Source organism: Paenarthrobacter sp. GQ52 (assembly GCF_059759005.1).
Genome location: NZ_JCAXEJ010000023.1, coordinates 13,319 through 34,775 on the forward strand (window position 1 = coordinate 13,319; position 21,457 = coordinate 34,775).

At 58.0% G+C, this 21,457-nt stretch carries 17 protein-coding genes and 1 pseudogene; 13 read left to right on the top strand and 5 right to left on the bottom strand.

Features of this window, described 5'->3' with window-relative positions; all coding sequences use genetic code 11:
* Nucleotides 1-202: 202 nt before the first annotated feature.
* From AC6CH8_RS20665 to pdhA, 3 genes are read right to left on the bottom strand one after another with little or no spacing between them, the layout of a single operon-like run.
* Nucleotides 203-1,687 carry a dihydrolipoamide acetyltransferase family protein gene (locus AC6CH8_RS20665; protein WP_498192129.1) on the bottom strand — a complete coding sequence of 495 codons (1,485 nt, stop codon included), beginning with the start codon at nucleotides 1,685-1,687 and terminating at the stop codon, nucleotides 203-205.
* 2 nt (nucleotides 1,688-1,689) lie between these two features.
* On the bottom strand, nucleotides 1,690-2,778 hold the full coding sequence (locus AC6CH8_RS20670; protein ID WP_498192130.1) for an alpha-ketoacid dehydrogenase subunit beta: 1,089 nt from the start codon (nucleotides 2,776-2,778) through the stop codon (nucleotides 1,690-1,692).
* On the bottom strand, nucleotides 2,775-3,989 hold the full coding sequence (gene pdhA, locus AC6CH8_RS20675; RefSeq protein WP_091469327.1) for a pyruvate dehydrogenase (acetyl-transferring) E1 component subunit alpha: 1,215 nt from the start codon (nucleotides 3,987-3,989) through the stop codon (nucleotides 2,775-2,777). Before pdhA ends, AC6CH8_RS20670 begins: the two co-directional genes overlap by 4 nt.
* A gap of 171 nt (nucleotides 3,990-4,160) precedes the next feature.
* Here pdhA and AC6CH8_RS20680 point away from each other — a divergent pair, with 171 nt between their 5' ends.
* From AC6CH8_RS20680 to AC6CH8_RS20700, 5 genes are all read left to right on the top strand, one after another.
* The gene (locus AC6CH8_RS20680) at nucleotides 4,161-4,625 is read left to right on the top strand and encodes an Lrp/AsnC family transcriptional regulator (RefSeq protein ID WP_105690236.1); all 465 of its coding nucleotides are present in this window, start codon (nucleotides 4,161-4,163) and stop codon (nucleotides 4,623-4,625) included.
* Entirely contained in the window at nucleotides 4,622-5,170 is a 549-nt protein-coding gene (locus tag AC6CH8_RS20685) for a YdcF family protein (RefSeq protein WP_498192131.1), read from the top strand. The genes AC6CH8_RS20680 and AC6CH8_RS20685 overlap by 4 nt, the downstream gene beginning before the upstream one ends.
* Before the next feature lie 479 nt (nucleotides 5,171-5,649).
* Nucleotides 5,650-7,158, top strand: coding sequence for a tyrosine-protein kinase domain-containing protein (locus AC6CH8_RS20690; protein WP_498192132.1), 1,509 nt, complete (start codon nucleotides 5,650-5,652; stop codon nucleotides 7,156-7,158).
* 141 nt (nucleotides 7,159-7,299) lie between these two features.
* Complete coding sequence (locus AC6CH8_RS20695) at nucleotides 7,300-8,475, top strand: lipopolysaccharide biosynthesis protein (RefSeq protein WP_498192201.1); 1,176 nt, start codon at nucleotides 7,300-7,302, stop codon at nucleotides 8,473-8,475.
* 15 nt (nucleotides 8,476-8,490) lie between these two features.
* The gene (locus AC6CH8_RS20700; protein WP_498192133.1) at nucleotides 8,491-9,540 is read left to right on the top strand and encodes a polysaccharide pyruvyl transferase family protein; all 1,050 of its coding nucleotides are present in this window, start codon (nucleotides 8,491-8,493) and stop codon (nucleotides 9,538-9,540) included.
* Between the two features lie 57 nt (nucleotides 9,541-9,597).
* Here the strand turns inward: AC6CH8_RS20700 and AC6CH8_RS20705 are convergent.
* Together AC6CH8_RS20705 and AC6CH8_RS20710 are read right to left on the bottom strand one after the other, a co-directional pair.
* Nucleotides 9,598-9,807, bottom strand: a pseudogene (locus AC6CH8_RS20705) (DapH/DapD/GlmU-related protein); the annotation flags it as partial.
* A 362-nt stretch (nucleotides 9,808-10,169) separates the two neighbouring features.
* A complete protein-coding gene (locus tag AC6CH8_RS20710; protein WP_498192135.1) occupies nucleotides 10,170-11,270 on the bottom strand; it encodes a glycosyltransferase in 1,101 nt (366 codons plus the stop codon).
* A gap of 677 nt (nucleotides 11,271-11,947) precedes the next feature.
* On the opposite strand from AC6CH8_RS20710, the gene AC6CH8_RS20715 reads away from it, so the two are divergent.
* The 8 genes from AC6CH8_RS20715 (at nucleotide 11,948) to AC6CH8_RS20750 (ending at nucleotide 21,453) form a co-directional block, all read left to right on the top strand.
* A complete protein-coding gene (locus tag AC6CH8_RS20715) occupies nucleotides 11,948-13,192 on the top strand; it encodes a glycosyltransferase family 4 protein (protein ID WP_498192136.1) in 1,245 nt (414 codons plus the stop codon).
* Nucleotides 13,193-13,237: 45 nt separating this feature from the next.
* Nucleotides 13,238-14,266, top strand: a complete 1,029-nt coding sequence (gene gmd / locus AC6CH8_RS20720) for a GDP-mannose 4,6-dehydratase (RefSeq protein ID WP_309074502.1) — start codon at nucleotides 13,238-13,240, stop codon at nucleotides 14,264-14,266.
* Complete coding sequence (locus tag AC6CH8_RS20725) at nucleotides 14,266-15,240, top strand: GDP-L-fucose synthase family protein (protein WP_309074501.1); 975 nt, start codon at nucleotides 14,266-14,268, stop codon at nucleotides 15,238-15,240. The genes gmd and AC6CH8_RS20725 overlap by 1 nt, the downstream gene beginning before the upstream one ends.
* A 47-nt stretch (nucleotides 15,241-15,287) precedes the next feature.
* On the top strand, nucleotides 15,288-16,724 hold the full coding sequence (locus AC6CH8_RS20730; protein ID WP_309074516.1) for a sugar transferase: 1,437 nt from the start codon (nucleotides 15,288-15,290) through the stop codon (nucleotides 16,722-16,724).
* Between the two features lie 39 nt (nucleotides 16,725-16,763).
* Complete coding sequence (locus AC6CH8_RS20735; RefSeq protein ID WP_309074500.1) at nucleotides 16,764-18,077, top strand: UDP-glucose dehydrogenase family protein; 1,314 nt, start codon at nucleotides 16,764-16,766, stop codon at nucleotides 18,075-18,077.
* A gap of 174 nt (nucleotides 18,078-18,251) precedes the next feature.
* Entirely contained in the window at nucleotides 18,252-19,946 is a 1,695-nt protein-coding gene (locus tag AC6CH8_RS20740) for a DUF4012 domain-containing protein (protein WP_498192137.1), read from the top strand.
* A 175-nt stretch (nucleotides 19,947-20,121) separates the two neighbouring features.
* On the top strand, nucleotides 20,122-20,739 hold the full coding sequence (locus tag AC6CH8_RS20745; RefSeq protein WP_309074498.1) for an LPXTG cell wall anchor domain-containing protein: 618 nt from the start codon (nucleotides 20,122-20,124) through the stop codon (nucleotides 20,737-20,739).
* A gap of 360 nt (nucleotides 20,740-21,099) precedes the next feature.
* Nucleotides 21,100-21,453: a VanZ family protein gene (locus AC6CH8_RS20750; protein WP_498192138.1), complete on the top strand. Its 354-nt coding sequence runs from the start codon at nucleotides 21,100-21,102 to the stop codon at nucleotides 21,451-21,453.
* The last annotated feature ends 4 nt before the right edge of the window (nucleotides 21,454-21,457 follow it).

A 21,457-nucleotide genomic window follows, 5' to 3' on the forward strand; every position in this document is an offset into this window, starting at 1 on the left:
GCGTCCCGCCCAATCCCTCGGGACATGAGCGAGCATCCGGCTCAAACCCTCGGGACATGAGCGAGCGTCCGGCTCAAGCCATCGGGACATGAGCGAGCGACCCGCCCAACCCCTCGGGACATGAGCGAGCGTCCCGCCCAAGCCCGAGGGATGTGCGCCAGCGTCCGGCCCAAACCCTCGGGACGTGAGCGAGCGTCGGGGGTTACATGTCGGCGAGCGCGCCGCCCGGGTTCTCGATTGCGTCGGCGACGTATCGGAGGAAGCCGGCTGCGGTTTCGCCGTCGCACACTCGGTGGTCGAAGGCGAGGGTCAGCTCGGTGACCTTGCAGACGGCCAGCTCACCGTTGACCACCCAGGGCTTGTCGATGATGCGGCCCACGCCGAGCATCGCAACCTCGGGGTAGTTGATGATCGCGGCCGAGCCATCCACACCGAATACGCCATAGTTGTTCAGCGTGAAGGTGCCTGAGCCCAGTTCGGTGGGGGTCGCCTTTCCGTCACGGGCGACGGCGGTGAGTCGGCGGATCTCTGCGTCCAGTTCGCGGGCACTCAACTCATGCGCGTTCCGGACGGACGGGACTACGAGTCCGCGGTCGGTCTGGGCAGCGAAGCCGAGGTTGATGCCGTCGAAGCCAACGATTTCCTGAGAGCCATCCGATGCAGTCTCAAAGCGCGTGTTCAGTGCCGGGTACTTTTTTAACCCAGCCGTGACAAAACGAGCGATGAAGGCCAGCAGACCGGGGGTATCGTGCGGCGCGCGCTTCTTGAGTTCCGCCCGCATCTCCAAGAGCGCGGTCGCGTCAACGTCCACCCAGACGGTGGCTTCCGGAATCTCCGAGCGGCTGCGGGTCATGTTCGCGGCCACAGCCTTGCGGACCCCACGGACAGGCGTCCGCGCGGAGACGGCCAAGCCAGTCCGGCTGTCAACGGAACCAGCATCAGCAGAAGCGGGAGCAGCAACACCAGAAACAGCAGCAACGCGAGGAGCAGGAACAGCAGCAGGAGCCTCCGGCGCAGAAATAGCCGCCTCCACATCCTTACGCATGATCAACCCGCTGGCACCCGAGCCCTCAATCGCGTCGAGGGAAACACCGTGGTCGCGAGCCATCTTGCGGACCAGCGGCGAGATGACAGCACTGAGCTTCCCGGGGATACGCGTCCCCGCAACGGCCGGTTCCATCACCGGCTCAGCAACGGCAACCGGAGCAGAAACAGAATCAGCCGCTCCACTCGCCTTCCGCGGGCGGGTCCGGCCACCAGTGACTCCCCCTGGCGTACCGTAGCCGATCAGCACGTTGCCCGAGCCAGCCTTCTCCTCGATCCGGTACGTCTCAGCGGCAGCTTCCACCGCCGGCGAAACGTCAAGACCCGAGGACACCGGCGAAGGATCCACAGAACCAGCCGAAACAGGAGCGGCAGCGGGCGAACTCGTAGAAGAACCAGCGCGAGCGATCGAGATCAGCGGCTTGCCGACGTCGAGCGTTTGACCGGCTTCACCGTGCAGCTCGGCGACGGTGCCGGCGTAAGGCGAGGGCACCTCAACCATGGACTTGGCGGTCTCAACCTCGGCGATGGGCTGGTCAACCACAATCTCGTCGCCCACGGCAACGAGCCAGTTAACGAGTTCGGCCTCGGTGAGGCCCTCTCCCAGGTCGGGCAGTTTGAAGACCTGCATATCTGAGCTCATGGTCAGTCCTCCCATTGAAGGTCGTCGACGGCGTCGAGGATACGGTCGACGCTTGGCAGGTAGTAGTGCTCCAGCTTGGGAGACGGGAACGGGACGTCGAAGCCGGTCACGCGGAGGATCGGCGCGGCGAGGTAGTGGAACGCGCGTTCCTGGACGCGGGCCACGATCTCGGATGACACGGACGCGAATCCATGGGCTTCGGCGATGACGACGGCGCGTCCCGTCTTGCGTACGGACGCGCAGACGGTTTCGTCGTCGAAGGGGACGAGGGTGCGGACGTCGATGACTTCCAGTGAGCGGCCCTCTTCGGCGGCGGCTGCTGCAGCGGCGAGCGCGGTGGGAACTGATGGACCGTAGGCGATGAGCGTAGCGTCCGTGCCGGGACGGGCGACAGCTGCGCGGCCCTCGGTGGAGGTGCCGGCGTCGTGCTCTGCTCGCAGGGCACCCAGGTCCACCTGGTCCTTGGACCAGTAGAGCTTCTTGGGTTCCATGAACATGACGGGGTCATCGGAGTCGATGGCTTCGCGGAGCATGCGGTAGCCGTCGGCCACGGTGGCCGGGGTGTAGACCTTCAGGCCGGCGGTGTGGGCGTAGTAGGACTCGGAGGAGTCGCAGTGGTGTTCCACTCCCCCGATGCCGCCGGCGTAGGGAACACGGATGACCATGGGCATTTTGAGCTTGCCCTTGGTGCGGTTGTGCATTTTGGCTACGTGGCTGACGATCTGTTCGAAGGCCGGGTAGGCGAAGGCGTCGAACTGCATTTCGATGACGGGTCGCATGCCGTTGATGGCCATGCCCACGGCCATGCCCACGATGCCGGATTCGGCGAGCGGGGTGTCGAAGCAGCGCTGTTCGCCGAATTCGGCCATGAGGCCGTCGGTGATGCGGAAGACGCCGCCCAACATGCCCACGTCCTCGCCGAACACCAGGACGGAGGAGTCGGCGCGCATCGCGTCGGCCATGGCGGTGTTGAGCGCTTTGGCCATGGTGAGGCTCTGCGAGCCGGTGGCTTCGGCAGTTGCCGCGGCGGAAGCGGCGGCGCTGGCGGTGGCTGCGCTGACGTTGCCGTTCGCAGTAGTGGTGACGGTCATTTTGCGCTCTCCGTTCCGGTGTTGGCGCTTTCGGCGCGGGCGAGTTCGCTGGCGAGCAGTTCGGACTGTTCTTTCAGCTGCGGGGTTTGCTTGGCGAAGACGTATTTGAAGAGGTCCAGCGGCTGCACCGGAACGTCTTCCCCCAGGCCTTCACGGAGCTGGGTGGCGACGGCCTCGGCATGCGAAGCGATGCGCTCCGAAGCGGCGTCGTCCAGCAGGCCCTTGTCCGTGAGGTACGACTTCATGCGTGCCAGCGGATCCTTGGCCTGCCATTCAGCGACTTCACTGTCCGGACGGTACCGCGTGGCGTCGTCGGCGTTGGTGTGTGCCTGCATGCGGTAGGTGTGGGCTTCGATCAGCAGCGGCCCGGATCCTTCGCGGGCCAGCTTCACAGCGCGGTCCATCACGGCGAGCAGCGCGACGAGGTCGTTGCCGTCAACGCGTTCACCGGCCATGCCGTAGCCAACAGCCTTGTGGGCGAGCGACGGTGCCACGGACTGGTGGCTGAGCGGTACGGAGATGGCGTACTTGTTGTTCTGCACGAAGAAGATGACGGGCAGGTGGAAGACGGCGGCGAAGTTCAGTGCCTCGTGGAAGTCGCCTTCGCTGGTGGCGCCGTCGCCGCACATGGCCATCACTACGGTGTTCTCACCGCGCAGTTTGGCAGCGTGGGCAACGCCGACGGCGTGCAGCAACTGGGTGGTCAGCGGGGTGCACTGGATGCCGACGTTGTGCTCTTTGGGGTCGTATCCGCCGTGCCAGTCGCCGCGGAAGATGGTCATCACCTCAACGGGGTCCACCCCGCGGGTCATGACGGCGACGGCGTCACGGTAGGTGGGGAACAGCCAGTCACCTTCGCTGAGGCACATGGCTGCTGCAACCTGGCAGGCTTCCTGGCCGTGGCTTGAGGGGTAGACGGCCATGCGGCCCTGCCGGACGAGCGCAGAGTTCTGGTCGTTGACGCGACGTCCGACGACGAGCTGCTCGTAAGCGGCCATCAGTTCAGCGTCGCTGGGCGTGGGGTACTCGTGGCCGGGTTCGGTGCCTTGCTCGTCATGGGAGCGGAGGGTGCCGTCCGGGTTCACCATTTGGATCTGGTGCCGGGCGGGGAGCATGTAGTCCTCAACGCTGATGCCGAATTTTGTCCGAACGTCAGCAGCCTGGTCCTCTACAGCCGTTTCCGGCGCAGAGTGATCTGCGTGGATCGTCATTGGTCCGTCCTTCTCTAGCCACTATGTGCTTCCAGTATGTTCCCCGGGCTTGTTTCGTATCCAGCTTTCGGCCAAATCATGGAAGCCCTTGCCTAAACTGGGTATCCTGAAAGACGAATTGCAATTGTGAGCTGGGTTACGTGCCTGTGCTGTAGACGAATTGGAGAGCCAGTGAGCGAGGCCGAGGCGGAGCAGACCGCCGTACCGCTGGACGGTGTGGACCGGGACATTATCCGTGAGCTGACCACCGATGGGCGCATGTCCATTACGCAGGTGGCGGAGAACGTCCACATCAGCCGCGCCCACGCGTACTCCCGGATCGCCCGGCTCACGGGTGAGGGCGTGCTGACCAAGTTCACGGCGCTGGTAGATCCCATCAAAGCGGGCCTTAGGTCGTCGGCTTACGTGACGTTGAAGGTTCAGCAGCATTCGTGGCGCGAACTTAAGGAACAGCTGCGGGCCATCCCCGAGATCCACCACATTGCTTTGGTGGGCGGCGACTTCGACGTCATCCTCCTGGTCCGTGCCACAGACAACATCCACCTCCGCCGCGTCATCTTCGATCAACTGCAATCCATGGACGGCATCCTGGACACCCAAACCTTCTTGGTGTTCGAGGACGTAGATACCCGGTGACGTTCAAACGAAAGCTCGCCTGGACGCTGGTGGCTTGCGTCGTGGCGGGTGCCCTGTGGCTTATTGCCGCCTTCCAGCTCTTTCATAACCCGCCCCACGCCACTCCTCAGCGGACCGACGCCATTGTGGTCCTCGGTGGCATGAGCAACGAACGACTCCCCGTGGGGCTCGCGTTGCGGGACCAGTTAGGAATCCAGGACTTAGTGGTTGTCACCACGGGGCTGCCGGCCAACGCCGGTTCGGATGAGTTTTGTGAAGAGCACGACGGCGTCACTCACCTGGACTGCTTCCGTCCCGATCCGCTGAACACCAGAGGCGAGGCCGCACGACTCCGCGATCTTGTGGTCGAGCGAGGCTGGAAATCGGTGACCGTGGTGACCTCCGACTATCACGTTCAACGAGCCGGCACCCTGATGAAGCAGTGCATCGCTGCCGACGTGCACATGGTGGGCACCAAGCCGCAGCTCTCCCCCGTTGGCTGGGTGTGGCGATTCGTGGTGGAAACTGGCGGGCTGTTTGATGTGTGGGTGCGGCCTGAGTGCTAGGTGCTCTGGGGAATAGTGTCGGGCTAACGGCGGACCGCTCGATTGAGGCCATTTGGGAGTTGCTGCGTGTGGGCGTGGATGACGTTGTAACGCAGCCTGTTGGCTGGGCCAGCCGCGATGTGACGCTACGGATAGACGTTCCCCCGACGACAGCAAAGAAGTTATTTTCCGAGTGACGAAGCTCAGTACGATCCTCGTAGACAAATAGTGGTCGCTCAGTACGGTTCTCGAGGGTTGAATTGTAGAGTTTCATCACGGTCAGAGATCTCAAGGCATGAACGCCATGTGAGTCATCCGCTGTTCGGACAGCCTTCACTGCCGCCCAACATACGAACCCGTCATTTTGTGTCATGTGCTGAACGAAGATGAAACATTCGTGACACCGACGACCGCTACAATGATCAGGACTCGTACGCTGGATGTGGCCGGGAAGCGCCTACTGACTAAAGCACGACCGCAAAAACAAGGGGACCCAGACTTTGGAAATTCGTGACTACTTGAGCGTTCTTAGGCGCAACTGGATTCTGATAACGGCGCTGACGCTCTTGGGGCTACTTTGTGCAGGCATAGCAACTGTGCTCATCAAGCCCACTTACACGTCTGAGACGCAGCTTTTTGTTGCCATTCAGAACTCGGGGTCTGTGCAGGAACTGCAGCAAGGAAACACGTTCAGCCAGGCGCGCGTGCAGTCATACGTTAAAACCGCAACAACACCTGTGGTTCTTCAACCAGCTATTGACAGTCTTGGCTTGGATGAAACCCCGGTCCAGTTGGCATCAAGAATCAAAGCGACCACAGACCTCAACACTGTTCTCATCAACATCTCGGTGACGGACCAATCACCCGTTCAGTCGGCAGCAATTGCTCAGGCTGTAGGTGACAGTCTCATCCGGACAGTCGAGAATCTGGAAAAACCCTCCACTGACGGTGTTTCACCGATCCGGCTGTCCATCGTCACGCCCGCTGTGGCGCCAGCCCAGCCCTCCGCGCCTAATGTCCGCGTGAACTTGGCCGTTGGCCTACTTCTCGGTCTTGCTGTGGGCCTCGGAACCGCCCTTCTGAGGTCGACCTTGGATAGCAGAATCCGCGGTGAAGCTGACCTGCGTCGAGTCACTAACGCCCCTGTTCTTGGTGGAATTTCCTTCGATCCTCAGGCGGCTAAGACACCGCTTTTGACGCAATCCGCGACCCAATCTCACCGCTCAGAGTCATTTAGGCAGCTCCGCACGAATCTCCAGTTCGCCAACGTCGGTGGCAAAACGAAAACAATCCTCGTCACGTCCTCGGTGCCCGGAGAGGGCAAGAGCACTACCGCTACCAACTTGGCCATTTCTTTGGCGCAGGCCGGCAAGACAATTTGCATTATTGACGCTGACCTCCGGCGACCGATGATCAACACATATCTCGGCCTGGACAGAAACGCAGGCCTAACAACTGCCCTGGTCGCTGAGGCCGATGTAGCGGATCTCTTGCAGCCTTGGGGCGACGAAAATCTCTACGTGCTCACGTCCGGCCAGATCCCTCCCAACCCGAGCGAACTTCTCGGCTCGGAGGAAATGCAGCAGCTCCTTCTGCGGCTCGGGCAGTCATTTGACACAATAATTATCGATGCGCCCCCACTTCTACCCGTCACGGACGCTGCAGTGCTTTCACAGTTTGTTGATGGTGTTGTCATGGTCGTCGGGGCACAAAAACTGACCCATCATGTCCTTCAGAAGTCCCTTCAATCATTGGAGATGGTAGGGGCTAGATTGCTGGGAGTCGTCCTCAACCGTTTGCCCACTAAGGGCCCAGACGCATACGCGTACAGTTACACGACCTATGACGCGACGGAGATCCGAGAATCCAACCGGACTGCTCGCAACAATCGGCGCAAAGCTTCAGCAGGTGCGCCTGAGGCACAAAGTTCAGCAGGGCGCAGACTCATCGGCGGCGGCGAACCGGAAGACGCCGACATCTATGCGCGCACAAGCCACCGTCCTGAATAGCGCAGGCCATCCGCGGCCGGTTATTTCAGGCAGGGCAACAGGCTTGTCCGGGAGCCGCGTGATGCCCCGCAGAATTACCTTCGGTGACATGCCGGCCGGTGGCCAGTGACCAGACGAAAAATAGCAGGACAGTTCTTATGGGTGTCTGCGGGCCGGGTACTTGGAGCGCTTTTACAGACCGTTACATTTGTCCTCGTTGCCCGTAACGCTGGACCTGTGGAATTTGGACTCCTTGGAGCTGCCTTCGGCATTGCTACCGTAATCCAAACAGGCTTTGATTTTGGACTTTCCACATTGATCGTCCGAGAACGAGCTTCCGAAAAGCACAATCCCATCGTCACGGATGCCCTGAAACTGGCCGATGTAAACGCCCTCTATCTGTCGGCTGCTGCTGCGGTGCTCCTCCTTGGCGCTGGGCTCTTTTTGAACCCAGTATTTTTCATGATGCTGCCCCTCGCTGTCTGGGTTGGCGCTGAGCGCCAGGCGGACACGTGGCTGGGGGTCCCTTTGGCGGACGGCGACGCGAAGGTCAATACAGTCAATCTTGTACTTCGTAGAACGGCTGCTCTTGGCCTTTACGCAGCAATGGTTGCCCTCAACGTCCCAGCCATCCTTGCGTTTTCTGTGTCGCTCGCGATGGCTTCCCTAGCGTCGTCCGTTGCCGTCAGGCGTTACGTGGCGGGCTTGCTTATGGTTCGTAGGATCGAGCATGGCCGCCAACATATTCTTTCGATTGCTCGCCCATACTGGATTAACTCCTTAGGAACTCAGGCCAGAAATTTGGATTCAGCGATAGTCTCTGCAGTGGCCGGCCCTTTTCAAGCGGGGCTCTATGGCGTGGCCAGTAGGACGACCGGGCCGATGCGGATTCTATCCACGTCCTTGGCTACAGTCATCCTGCCTGCTGCGGCTAAGGCAAGTCCACGAGGGATTCGTCGTTTGGTCGCACTTACCCTTGGAGTGTGCCTGTGTTTAGGCATTCTCTACTCGGCGATCATAGTTTTTACCCCGTGGCTTGTCGTTACGTTCCTGGGTCACGCTTATAGTGGTGCAGTAGTACCCATACAACTAGCAATCGGTGGACTCGTATTTGCGGCCGCCGCATCCCTCTTCGGATCAATCCTTCAAGGTGTCGGAAAACAAAAGTTTGTCGCAAAAACTGCAGTCGGCACGACCGTTGTGTGCCTTTTGGGCGCATCAGTGGGTGCAGTTCAGTTTGGTGCTATCGGGGCAGCTACAGGCCTTGCCGCATCGTTCACATTTCAGGCCCTAATCCTTGCGATCGGCATACTCGCCTGGTTCAGAAAGCGCGCCTAACTTCTTGAGGAAAAGATGACAAAGACACTACACATCAGCATTGCAGCACAGTCGGATAATCTGGGTGACGTCGAAATCCGACGTCAACTTATCGAGCAGTTCTTGCAGCGCGGATACGATCTGGTTGTGTTCGCTGGAAGCATGCCCCAGACGTACATAGATGCATTCCATTTGCCGCCTGGCGCTAAGGTCATCTCGAATCCCATGGCGTTCCAGATAGCGGTAATGCGCAATGCTCTTCTAGGACGGGCTAGCTTGGCCTATGCACCTGGGCCACACATCCTCACGGACTCCCCAAAGTCACTGGCCAAGGCTGCTGCGGTTCTCGGTCTTTGCGCGTTTGTACGGATTCGCGGTGGCTCGCTCAGCGTGATTGGACGTTCGCTTCGAGGTTCCGGACGTGTTTCAGTTGCGCTTGAGCGGGCATTGAGTGCCATGGCTACCAGTTACGCGATGCGTGATACCGCTTCCGCGCCTGTACTCGGACGTTCCGCTGACGTCATGCCGGATATGGCCTTCCTTCGCAATGCATCCCTAGACAACGACACTGTTGCTGCAGAACGGGATATCGTTGCTCTGTCATTCCGAAGCGATCGTGACGTCAACCTTGACGGCTTAGCTTCCTTAGTCAGCGAGAGCCATGCGCGCGGGCTGAAGCCCGTCTTAATTACCCAGGTACGCCGCGACGACAAACGTCATGCGGACCTAAGCAAGCTTCTGGGCATAGAGGCCGTTCTCTGGGAAAACAGGACGCACATCGAGCAAGAAGAAGTGATCGAGCATTACTACTCTCGTTCCCATGCGGTAGTTAGCAACCGCCTGCACTCCCTGCTGTTCGGAGTGGCCCACCAAGCCTTCCCAGTTGCACTCCACGAAGAGAAACAGAACAAGATACCCACGACTTTGAAGCCTTGGGTTGACTTCGACAGCTTGGTCTTAGAGGACCCGGACTTCGCGTTCCTAGGCCGAACCGAAGATGACCGCAAAGACTTGGGCAACTCGGCGAAAGCCGCTGGCACTGCCCTCGGAAATTACATTTCATCCAAAGTTCCGGACTACTCGTGAGCGAGGGCGAACGGCGAACCCATAGTCGCCGTTCGCTTGCTCACGAACCTTGTCGCATCATGCGCGGGAAATTGCCGCGCTGTGCTGCTTCTCATCAAGTCCGCTCGCAAAACGGTCACCAACTTTCCTGGCCGGGTTGCCCACGACTATGGAATAGGGTGCCACGTCCTTAGTGACAACTGAGCCAGCTCCAACCACGGCCCCCTCCCCGACGGTCACGCCACCAAGGATGATAGCCGACGCACCAACCCAAACGTCGTTCCCAATATCAACACGGTCCCTAGGTTCCTGGGCACGGTCTCCCACCCATGTCGCGTGGATCATGGGCACTCCGACTTCATCAATTGCATGATCATTGCGTCCGATGATTTGCACATGCATGCCGATCATGACAAAGTCGCCAAACTTGCCGTCAACTTGGATTACTGATCTCGGGCCGATCGCAACATCAGAGCCGATCTCCAGACGGTGCGGAGGCGACACAATGGCACCCCGACCGACTCTGAAGTTGTCGCCGTGGGTCACATTTCCACGCGTGGCAAGTAACGTCAGCAGACGGCGCGCGGCTCGAGTCAGGGGACGTGGAATAGCAGACCTAGTCGATCGTGTCATATTGGGGCATAGTCCGTTCAGTCAGGAAGGGATTGGGGTAAGCCTTGGAGTGCTGTACGGAGTCCGTCAGCCATCGCCTCAGCGGAATATCGTTTCTTCGTGAATTCGCTAATGGACGCATTGGGAAGTTGCTCACGTTTGTGCCACGCTTCACGGATCGATTCCGCCAGGGCCTCGGCAGAATCTGATTCAAACCAAGTCACGCCGCCAGAGTCGGCCAACTCGATTTCAGGGGAATGGTTTTCGTCCCTTGCCACAATCATGGGCACACCAAAGCCAAGGCTTTGGGTCAACCCCAGGCCAGCAAAGCCAGTCGATGTCGTTGCTATCGCAGTACTGTAATGAGACTTCAGAGCTTCCGGTTCATCTATCCAGCCAGCAAAGTTGACTTTTTCTTCTATTCCTAGCTGATTGACCAGATCCTTTAACTTCGCCTGCTCACTGCCACCCCCTACGAGGGTGAGGCGGAGCTCAGGAAGGGAGGCGGCAGCTATAGCGAAACCACGCACCAAGAGATCAACTTTCTTGGCCGGCTCAAAGCGTCCGACATAAAGAACAGAGTTACGCTGAAGACCTGGCGTCGCGGGTGGCACCATCAAGTCGAGCGGGTACAGAGAGTTAGGGGCAACCCAGACGGGCTCCGTTGGCAGGTCGGCCAATGCCTTTGCCCTATCCCTGTAGGTATACGAAATTGTTCCGTCAGCGAGCCGCCTCATTGCTAGTCGCAGCGGTGCAGTCTTGGCATCCGAGCCCGCCTGAGGATGGATGTGCCCCCAAACCAAGGTGCGCTTACCACGCAGTACCTTTCGCACCACAAGGAGCCACCATGATGAGAGACTCCTAGGGTTAAGATCCAGCACCAGATTCGGAGTCCCCACTACATTTTGGACGCCCCCCTGAATGAAGAACTTCTTGCGCAACAATCGAGCCATAGGGACTCTGCGATACAGCTCCGGTGAGATTCCAGTTTTTACTGTTTCGTCCAAGTGACTCTCGGAGACGAGTATTTTCAAGTCGTCACCCAACGAACCTATAAGGCTGTCTATGCAAGCCTGACGATACTTCGGAAGCACGGCCAGAAAGAGGGCATACTGACTGGGAGATGTTTCAGACTTCAAGGTCGGTCACTTTTCGTTGCGAAGCGGTGGTCCAGAACCTGAGGACGGTTCGGGCTTCCGTAGATGGCATTGGGAGGTACGACGGTCTTCGCCGGCACAACTGTATTGGGGGTTACCACGGACGAGGCACCCAGAGTCGAGCCACCCAGAACCATACAACGGGAAGTTACCCACGCACCGGATTCGATTGTGACCGGACTGGTCATCAGGGCCATGTCGGTACGAAGGGCGTGACTCCCGGTAGTTATGAAGGCTTCTTGTGAAATAACACAATTATCTCCAACGGTTACAAGGTCCTGATTGTGAAACCAAACACCTTCACCTATCCAGCAGTTATCGCCGATACTCAGGTTCCAGGGGAACGACACGCGAGTGCGCGGACGGAAAGTGACGTTTGAGCCGATCTTAGCCCCGAACTTCCGCAGTACGGCGGTACGTAGTCTGGAGCTGATCTGCCAGGAATTTGTGACCAGGAGCCGTTCGGCGATAGCCCAAAGATAGATTTGTGACTTAGGACGACTCCAAGCCGCCCGCTCCCCCGGAGCGCTTGCCAAGTCGATTACAGGTACGTCCGGAGCCGCGCCCGTAGCCGTTTTCTCTGATGCGTCCATTGCGCCTCTCAACAAATATGTAGAGTTGTTTACACAACTGTGACAGAGTCAGCATATTCTTTGACTGTGAACAATCCCAAGCTCCGAGTCACAATCATAGGACTCAACTATTCCCCTGAGCCCACAGGCAACGCGCCCTACACGACGAGCTTGGCAGAGGGGCTCGCCGCATCAGGTCACCAAGTTACCGTGCTCACCGGCTACCCACATTATCCGATGTGGCAACGCAGCCCCGAATACACTGGTTGGGTGCGCTCGGAGCTCGTAAATGGAGTACGCGTTAAGAGGCTCCGGCACTACGTCCCCAGGAAACCAACCCTCGTCAATCGCATGCATATGGAGCTGAGCTTTGGGCTACGTGTGATGTTCGCCAGGTGGAACAAGCCAGACGCAGTACTGGTGGTGAGCCCAGCGCTATTTTCGAGCGGGATGGCCATCGCCCGGACCAGACTGAGACCAAACCGCCCCGCAGTAGGACTCTGGGTACAGGACATTTACAGCAGAGGCATCGTGGAGACCAGGTCAGGTGGGAGTCTTGTAGCCAAACTCATGGGCGCCTTCGAGTCGGCAATCCTTCAGGGAGCGGATGGAGTTGCCGCGATCCACGACCGATTCAAAAACTTCATCGTAGATTCACTTTCGGTTGCGCCGGAACGAGTGAAAGTAATCAGGAACTGGACACACCTGCCTGCTGCTCCTGTCAGTGGGCAGCAAGAAATGCGCGCAAGATTGGCTTGGGAGCCGGACGACGTCGTGGTGTTGCACGCCGGCAACATGGGAATGAAGCAAGGTCTGGAAAACGTCATTGATGCAGCTCGTATCGCGGAAGAATCTGACAGCCGACTGAAGTTCGTGCTCATGGGTGACGGCAACCAGCGGCGGAAGCTTGAGGAAATGGCCTCCGGTCTACGGCGGATCGACTTCTTGGATCCTCTACCCGGGGATGAATTCCAAGTCGCGCTCTCCGCGGCTGACTTTTTGCTTGTCAACGAACTGCCCGGTGTCAAAGACATGGCCGTACCAAGCAAACTCACCTCCTATTTCAACGCTGGAGTACCAGTAGTTGCCGCAACAGACGATGGGAGTGTAACTGCCGCAGAAATAGCCGCCTCAGGGGGTGGCCTGCGCGTCGATGCAGCCTCTCCCGCAAAATTAGTAGAGGAACTCGAACGGCTATCCCAAGAAACACAAGAAAAACAGGACATGGCCGCCAACGGCCTTAGGTTTCGGCAAGTCACATTGTCCGAGGACACTGCAATCGCCCACTATGATGAGTTCCTGTCGAGCATCGTCTCGACACGGAGCCGCTAGGCCCACCCGACTCTTCAACGCACAAATTCTCTAATGGGGGGATCCATGGTAAAGCGCGCGCTAATTACTGGTATCACTGGTCAGGACGGGTCGTACCTGGCCGAGCTTCTTCTCAAGAAGGGCTACGAAGTCCACGGTCTTATTCGACGGGCTTCGACATTCAACACAGCGCGGGTCGATCATCTATATGTTGATCCTCATGACCCGACCGCAAAACTCTTCCTGCACTACGGTGACTTAAGCGACGGTGCCCGTTTGGTGACGTTGATTGCAGAAATTAGGCCTGACGAGGTCTACAACCTTGCGGCTCAGTCCCACGTGAGGGTGTCATTCGACGAACCCGAGCACACGGGTGACACCACCGGCATCGGTTCCATCCGGCTACTTGAAGCAGTGCGGATGTCCGGAATTAACACAAGATTTTATCAAGCTTCCTCATCGGAAATGTTCGGGGCGACGCCTCCCCCCCAGAACGAAGAAACGCCCTTCTACCCGCGTTCTCCCTACGGTGCTGCAAAGGTCTATAGCTACTGGGTTACGAAGAATTACCGCGAAGCCTATGGCATGTTTGCAGTCAACGGAATCTTGTTCAACCACGAATCGCCGCGTCGCGGCGAAACGTTCGTGACGAGAAAGATCACCCGCGCCGTCGCAGCCATTAAGGCTGGAAAGCAGGACCTTCTCTACATGGGCAACCTCGATGCCGTCCGCGACTGGGGCTATGCCGCAGAATACGTCGAGGGTATGTGGCGAATGCTTCAGGTAGACGAGCCTGACGACTTTGTTTTGGCTACTGGCGGCAACTACACCGTTCGTGATTTTCTGCAGATCGCCTTTGAGCATGCAGGTTTGGACTGGGAAGAACACGTTCGTTTCGATGAGCGCTACCTGCGTCCCACCGAAGTCGATGCCCTTGTTGGTGACGCATCGAAGGCTCACGAAAAGCTTGGTTGGAAAGCCACCGTCGAAACGCCCGAACTGGCTCGAATCATGGTAGATGCTGATATCGAAGCACTTAAGCACGCTGGCAACCACTGGATCGACACGGTGGACCTTGAGAGTTGGAAGAGCTGATGACCGATTCAGTTGAGTTCCGGCCTGGTCCGCTTGACCGGGATGCAAGTTTCTACGTGGCGGGTCACCGAGGACTCGTAGGTTCTGCAATCTGGCGCAGGCTGGAGGCAGAGGGTTTCGAACGTTTGCTCGGACGAACTTCTTCCGAACTCGATCTCAAAAATCGGGACGATGTGTTTGCCTTCTTTGCAGAACACAAGCCTCGCTACGTAGCCTTGGCCGCAGCCAAAGTGGGCGGCATCCTCGCCAACAGCACATACCCTGTGGATTTTCTCAGCGACAACTTGAGGATCCAGGTAAACGTGCTTGATGCTGCGCGCGAACACGGTACAGAACGTTTACTCTTCTTGGGATCTTCATGCATCTATCCAAAGTTTGCTGATCAACCGATCCGTGAAGATTCGTTGCTTACCGGACATCTGGAACCTACAAACGATGCCTACGCGATAGCGAAGATCGCAGGCATCATGCATGTGCAAGCGATCCGCCGTCAGTACGGCTTGCCATGGATTTCTGCAATGCCTACTAATCTCTACGGACCTGGCGATAACTTTTCCCCGACGGGATCGCACGTCCTTCCAGCCCTTATTCGTCGGTACGACGAGGCTGTAGCAGAAGGCGTCTCCAGCGTCACGAATTGGGGGTCGGGCTCACCTCGCCGCGAATTCCTTCATGTGGATGACATGGCCTCGGCGTGCCTTCACCTGTTGGAGAACTACGACGGTCCGGAGCAAGTCAACGTTGGGACCGGTTCTGACGTGACCATCAAAGACCTTGCCGGGATTGTCGCGAATGCGGTCGGATACGAAGGCGACATCGAGTGGGACACGTCAAAGCCCGACGGCACACCTCAGAAACTCCTTGATGTATCCAATCTTGCCCAGGCGGGATGGAAAGCATCCATTGGTCTTGAAGAAGGTATCCGTTCGACTGTCGCTTGGTACCGCTCAAAGCACGGACAAGTCCGTAGCTAGTTGTCGCTGGGTTCATGGTTCTTGATACCGGAAGTGGGGGGACTCTTTTGAGTCGCGACAAGGCGTGGCAAATACAGGCATCCCGGAGACTCCGGGTTGCAGACGCGTTCGTCATTATCTGGGCAGTAGTTGGCGCTTACGTAATTCGTTTCGGATTCGAACCTGACTTTGTCATTTCAGGTCAGGAACCCAATTACGTGTGGGTTTCTATTGCCCTTGCGGTCGTGTGGTGGTTCATGCTGGGCGCTTGGAACAGCCGACAGAGCCGAATTCTCGGAGCCGGGCCGGACGAATACAAGCGTGTGGCAGCGGCCTCACTGTGGCTTTTTGGCCTTGTTGCCATCATTTCCTACTCACTGAGAATCGAAACAGCTCGAGGATACGTGGGCATAGCTTTGCCGGTCGGGTTGGCTGGGCTACTTCTCGCCCGGTGGTTGCTCCGCCAACACCTCAGCGTCGCAAGACAAAAAGGTCACAGTATGTCCCGGCTTCTTCTGCTGGGTGGTCCAAGTGCCGTAGCACACCTAGCGTCGTCACTCCACGGAGCAAAGCACTCGGGATATCTTCCCGTGGCAGCCTACACTCCCGGCGTCGTCGAGACTCCGAGCATCGAACCCGAATCTGGGCTTCCAATTCTCGGCCATCAGGCAGACACAGCGTCCGTTCTCGCCGCCATCGATGAATGTAATGCAGATGCGGTCGCCGTCTCTGCCGGCGTGCAGCTCCATCCCCAAACCATCCGCCATCTGGGCTGGGAACTGGCAGCTCGAAACGTCGGGCTGATCATGGCACCAGCACTTACAGACATCGCAGGGCCGCGAATTCACACGCAGCAGGTTGCTGGGCTCCCCCTGATCCACGTGACGACGCCTACCCTCGAGGGCGGGCAACGCGTGGCCAAACGTCTTTTTGACATAGTGGTTTCGGGGATTCTCATTATTTTGGCTGCGCTGCCGATGCTCGTGATCGCAGCACTTGTGAAGCTCGACAGCAAAGGTCCTGTTTTATTCAAACAAGACCGCGTAGGCATGGAAGGAAAGCACTTCCAAATGCTCAAATTCCGCTCCATGGTCGTAGATGCGGAAGCGCGTTTGGCTGAGCTCCAGCAGCGCAATGAAGGCAACGGACTGCTCTTCAAGATCAAGGATGACCCCCGAATTACGCGCATTGGGGGAGTCCTACGCAAGTACAGCTTGGACGAACTTCCTCAGTTGTTCAACATCTTGGCCGGCTCCATGAGCCTTGTTGGTCCCCGACCGCCGTTGCCCCGGGAAGTCGAGGCTTACGAGCACGATGTCCGAAGGCGCCTCCTGGTTAAGCCCGGATTGACGGGACTTTGGCAAGTCAGCGGCCGTTCAAACCTGTCTTGGCAGGATTCGGTTCGGTTGGATCTCTACTACGTCGAAAATTGGTCGCTGGCTGGCGACCTCGTAATCATTCTCCGCACAGTCCGTGCTGTATTCCACAGCACAGGCGCTTACTAGCACATAACCGCGCAGAGAACTGCGGAAGGAACCAATCGAATGCGTATTTCAGTTATTGGCTGTGGCTACCTCGGCGCTGTCCACGCTGCCTGTATGGCCAAGCTAGGTCATGAAGTCGTCGGAATCGACGTGGATGCCCGCAAGATTGCTGATCTGTCAGCTGCGAGAGCCCCATTCTACGAGCCTGGCCTTGAAGCACTGCTCGAGGACGTTCAGGAGACCGGACGCCTTTCGTTCACCACCGATATGGCGGCTGCAGCGGGCAGCGATGTCCACTTCATTTGTGTCGGAACGCCCCAGAAGAAGGGGGAAAACGGTGCCGACATGACATACGTGGACGCTGCAACTGTTGGGCTTCTTCCCCACCTGGCTGCCGGTGACCTCGTTGTCGGAAAATCAACCGTGCCTGTTGGGACAGCCGCGCGGCTCGCATCCTTGATCTCAGAACATCAACCAGATGCGCACCTAGTCTGGAACCCCGAATTCTTGCGTGAGGGTCACGCCGTCGACGACACTCTTCACCCTGATCGGTTCGTATACGGAGTTAGCGATGGCTCAGAGGAACATGCCGCCGTAGCCGTCTTGGATGAGGTGTATGCGTCGCCGCTTGCGAGCGGCACTCCGCGTCTGGTGACCGACCTGCCCACCGCCGAACTGGTCAAGACGGCAGCAAATTCCTTCCTTGCAACCAAGATTTCATTCATAAATGCCATGGCTGAGCTCTGTGAGGCTGCCGGCGCAGACGTTACGCGGCTTGCGGACGCCATCGGTATGGATGACCGAATCGGCCGGAAGTTCCTCCACGCAGGGATCGGATTTGGGGGCGGCTGCCTTCCAAAGGATATTCGAGCCTTCATGGCTAGAGCTGGCGAACTCGGCGCCGACCAAGCTCTGACATTCCTCCGCGAGGTCGATGCGATCAACATGCGACGCAGGACAAGGGTGGTCGAGCTTACTCGCGAGCTATGCGGCGACGGACTGCTAGGTAAGCGAGTAACCGTACTTGGGGCGGCATTCAAGCCTGAAAGCGATGATGTCCGGGACTCACCTGCTCTCAGCATTGCAGCACAGTTGCAATTGCAAGGGGCAGTGGTGACTGTTACCGACCCGAAGGCGTTGGCTAACGCTGCACGTCGCTTTCCTGAACTTCAATATGTACAAGACGTCGAAGCGGCACTCCAGAATGCTGACATCGTATTGCTCCTGACCGAATGGCAGGAGTACCGGGAGCTCGATCCACATGTGTTGGCCGGCACAGTTGCGACGCCACGAATTCTCGACGGTCGGAACGTCCTGGATCCTGCAAAGTGGCGAGCTGCGGGATGGCTCTATCGTGGGCTGGGACGGCCGTAGCAAGTGAGCGGAAACCAACAAGCCACAAACGCAGATGACGAGGGCACAGCTCGCAGGCCTAAGCGTTCCCGGAGAAAACTGCGGCGCCGGATCATTGTGCTAAGTATCTGGACCGCTGCCCTGGCTATCGCATTGTTGGGCGTATCCTCGTGGGTTGGCTTGAAAGCGGCCAACGTGAAGTCGGAGTTGCAGGCCGCGACGTCGCTACTGCCCAGCCTCAAGAAGGACATAGCTGCAAACGATGCCGCAGCTGCGGCTGCAACCGTTGATTCATTGGTACAGCACACGAAGGCCGCTCGCGATGCTGCCAACGACCCGGTATGGAAAGCAACTGCTCTCTTGCCTTGGGTAGGACCTAACCTCCAAGCCGCCGCCGAAGTGGCAATTTCAGCGGACGATGTGGCGCGCCTTGGAGCTGCTCCCCTTGTGAAGGCATTTCAATCGCTCGATTGGAAGTCTCTAGCTCCCTCGGCAGATGGCATGAACCTCACCCCACTAAAAACAGCAGAACCGCAAGTTCAGGCTGCAGCTCATGCGGTTCGAGAGTCTTCCCGCCGTCTAAACAACATTGAGACAGCAAACCTTCTCCCCCAAGTCTCCGAACCACTTATTGACGCTAGGGATAAGCTTTCATCGCTCCAAAGCGAACTCGACTCGGCAGCAGACGCCGCACGATTGGCCCCTGACATGCTTGGTGCAGAGAGGCCGAGACGCTATCTCCTCCTTATGCAAAACAATGCCGAGTCCCGGGCCACTGGAGGGATTCCAGGCGCACTGGCCGTCATCCATGTGGACAAAGGCAAACTTAAGCTCGAATCGCAGACAAGTGCCGCGGCCTTGGGAGCCTTTATTCCACCGGTACCGATCGATGCTGAACAGCAAGCCATCTACACCCCTCGCGTTGGCAGATTCATGCAGGACGTCAATCTCACGCCAGACTTCGCCACAACGGCTAAGACAGCTCGCGCAATGTGGGAAAAAAGTTCAGGTGAACAATTGGATGGAGTATTGTCACTCGATCCTGTCGCCCTGAGCTTTATTCTCGAAGCAACTGGGCCAGTGCCAATCACGGACCCTATCGTGCAGCAGATCGGATCCGAGTTGCCCGCACAGCTAACTAGTAAGAACGTTGTGCAGACCCTTTTGTCGGATGCTTACGCAAAGATCGACGAACCGAGGCTTCAAGACGTCTACTTCGCCGCCGCAGCTAAAGAAATTTTCGGTGCCCTATCCTCTGGAACTACAGATGCTAAGCGACTGATGGACGCTCTTTCCAAGGGAGTTGAGGAACGCCGGATTCTTCTGTGGTCGAATTCCACAGCAGAACAGGACACGCTTGGACGATACCCACTCGGCGGCATGATTTCTGGTTCCGCCATCGCTCCAGCTCAGTTCGGTATCTATTTCAATGACGGCACAGGCGCCAAAATGGACTACTGGATGCAGCGAACTGTGCAGGTGGTCAAAGACTGCACACGAGATGGTTACCGCGAGGTGGCCGTGAGGGTGACGAGTACAAATACGGCACCATCCGATGCAGCGACTTCACTCCCCGCGTACGTGACAGGTGATGGTGCGTTCGGTGTTCCGGCCGGTGCGGTCCAAACAAACGTTGTAGCCTATGGTCCAGTTCAGGCAGATATTGACACAGTTGTAAGAGACGGTGTCAAGATACCCTTCGCCGCTCAGCGGCATAGCCAACGCGGTGTAGGTACAACCACCATCAGGCTGGCGCCGGGTGAGAGCACTACTTTGGAGTTCAATTTTGGCCACATCGTTCAGCACTCGACGCCTCAAATAGCTGTCACGCCCACAACTCAGGCTGTCAAGGATGTCATCTTGGCTCCACAGCCCTCATCCTGTGAATAGAGAAAGACGCGCACGTTAATCCTTTGTAACGGGTATGGATTTTCTTTGCAGCCTGCAAGCATTGAATGGTAAGTTCTACGTGGGCAGCATAATGAGATTTCACTTACGGTCTCGTAGGGTCTCGGAAATCTCCAACACCACGTCGTACCACTTAAAGGTCTCAGGGGGGACACACATGAGGAAATCTCTTGCAGCGCTTACGCTCGCAGGCTCCATCGCACTTCTCGGCGCAGTTCCGGCCGTAGCAAACAACGCCAACTACCCGGCACCCAACACATCCGTCGCCGTTTCCGATGCCTCCGTGGCGCCGGGCGAAGCATTTGTCTTCAGCGGCACGGGCTTTACCCCGGGCGAAGGCATCACCATCACCGTAACGCCGACGGGAACACCTGCGGCAAGCGGCAGCGTCTCCGCTGGTAGCCTCTCCGTTTCGGCACGCATTCCGCTGGCCCCGTCCAACCTTTCAACGGTGGCTGATGGGAATGGTGCATTCTCTGCTTCAATCGTCATCAACGAGCCGGGCGCCTACGCAATCACTGCCACGGGCAACTCCTCCGGAGTAACCGTTGGACCGGTAACGGTAGTTGTCGGTGGCGCAGCCCTCTCCAACACGGGCGGCACCACCGGAACGGGCACAAACCTGGCAAACACTGGCGGTGTGCCGCTGGCTAACACTGGCGCTGACTCCAGCCTTATCCTGTGGTCCCTCGTTGGCGCAGGCGCGCTGGCAGCCGGCACGGCATCCGTCGTGGTAGCTCGCCGTCGGGCAAAGGGCACCGAGGCTTCAGCATAATTTAGACCAAGCCACTTGAGGGTGGGTTGTCAACGCACTTTGTTGGCAATCCACCCTTTTGTTTTGATCCGTTTCCCCCATGGACCCAGCTGTGGTATTCATAGGGACTATGGGGCGACATTGGAGAAGACGCGGATGGCGTGTTGATCTACAACTTCCACGCATCCACTTACCCAACTTGCCGCAGGATTTCCCCCAATACTTACTACTAGGTTTACTTGCTGCAGCTGCGTTCAGCGTCAGTGCTTTCGCTCTCCTACGAACTTCCTGAAGGTAGGCTTGAAAAACCCGCTCCCTTGGCGAATTCTCTTGGCCTCATACATAGTTGGTCTAGCAGTCGTTGGTTTTTGGCCCACGCCCGTGGATCAACCTATTTACGGAGAACTTGCCGCAGTCCTCAGGTATCTCCACGAAGTTGGTGTTCCACGTTGGTTCGACTACCACGTAGTAGAAGCGTCCGCCAACGTAGCCATGTTCATCCCGTTCGGATTTCTTACCCGAATGGCTCTGCCGGCCAAGGCCTGGTGGCAAGTAGCGGGCATCGGTTTATTGGCTTCTACATGCATGGAGCTAGGGCAGCTGCTGTTTCTTACTGCACGCTTTTCAAGTCTCTTAGATGTTGTCACAAACACCCTTGGTGCCGTTATTGGCATAGCAAGCGCCCGGTTTCTTCTCCGAAGTACTGCTCAGCAGGCTGCTGATGCCTCGCGCTGATTAC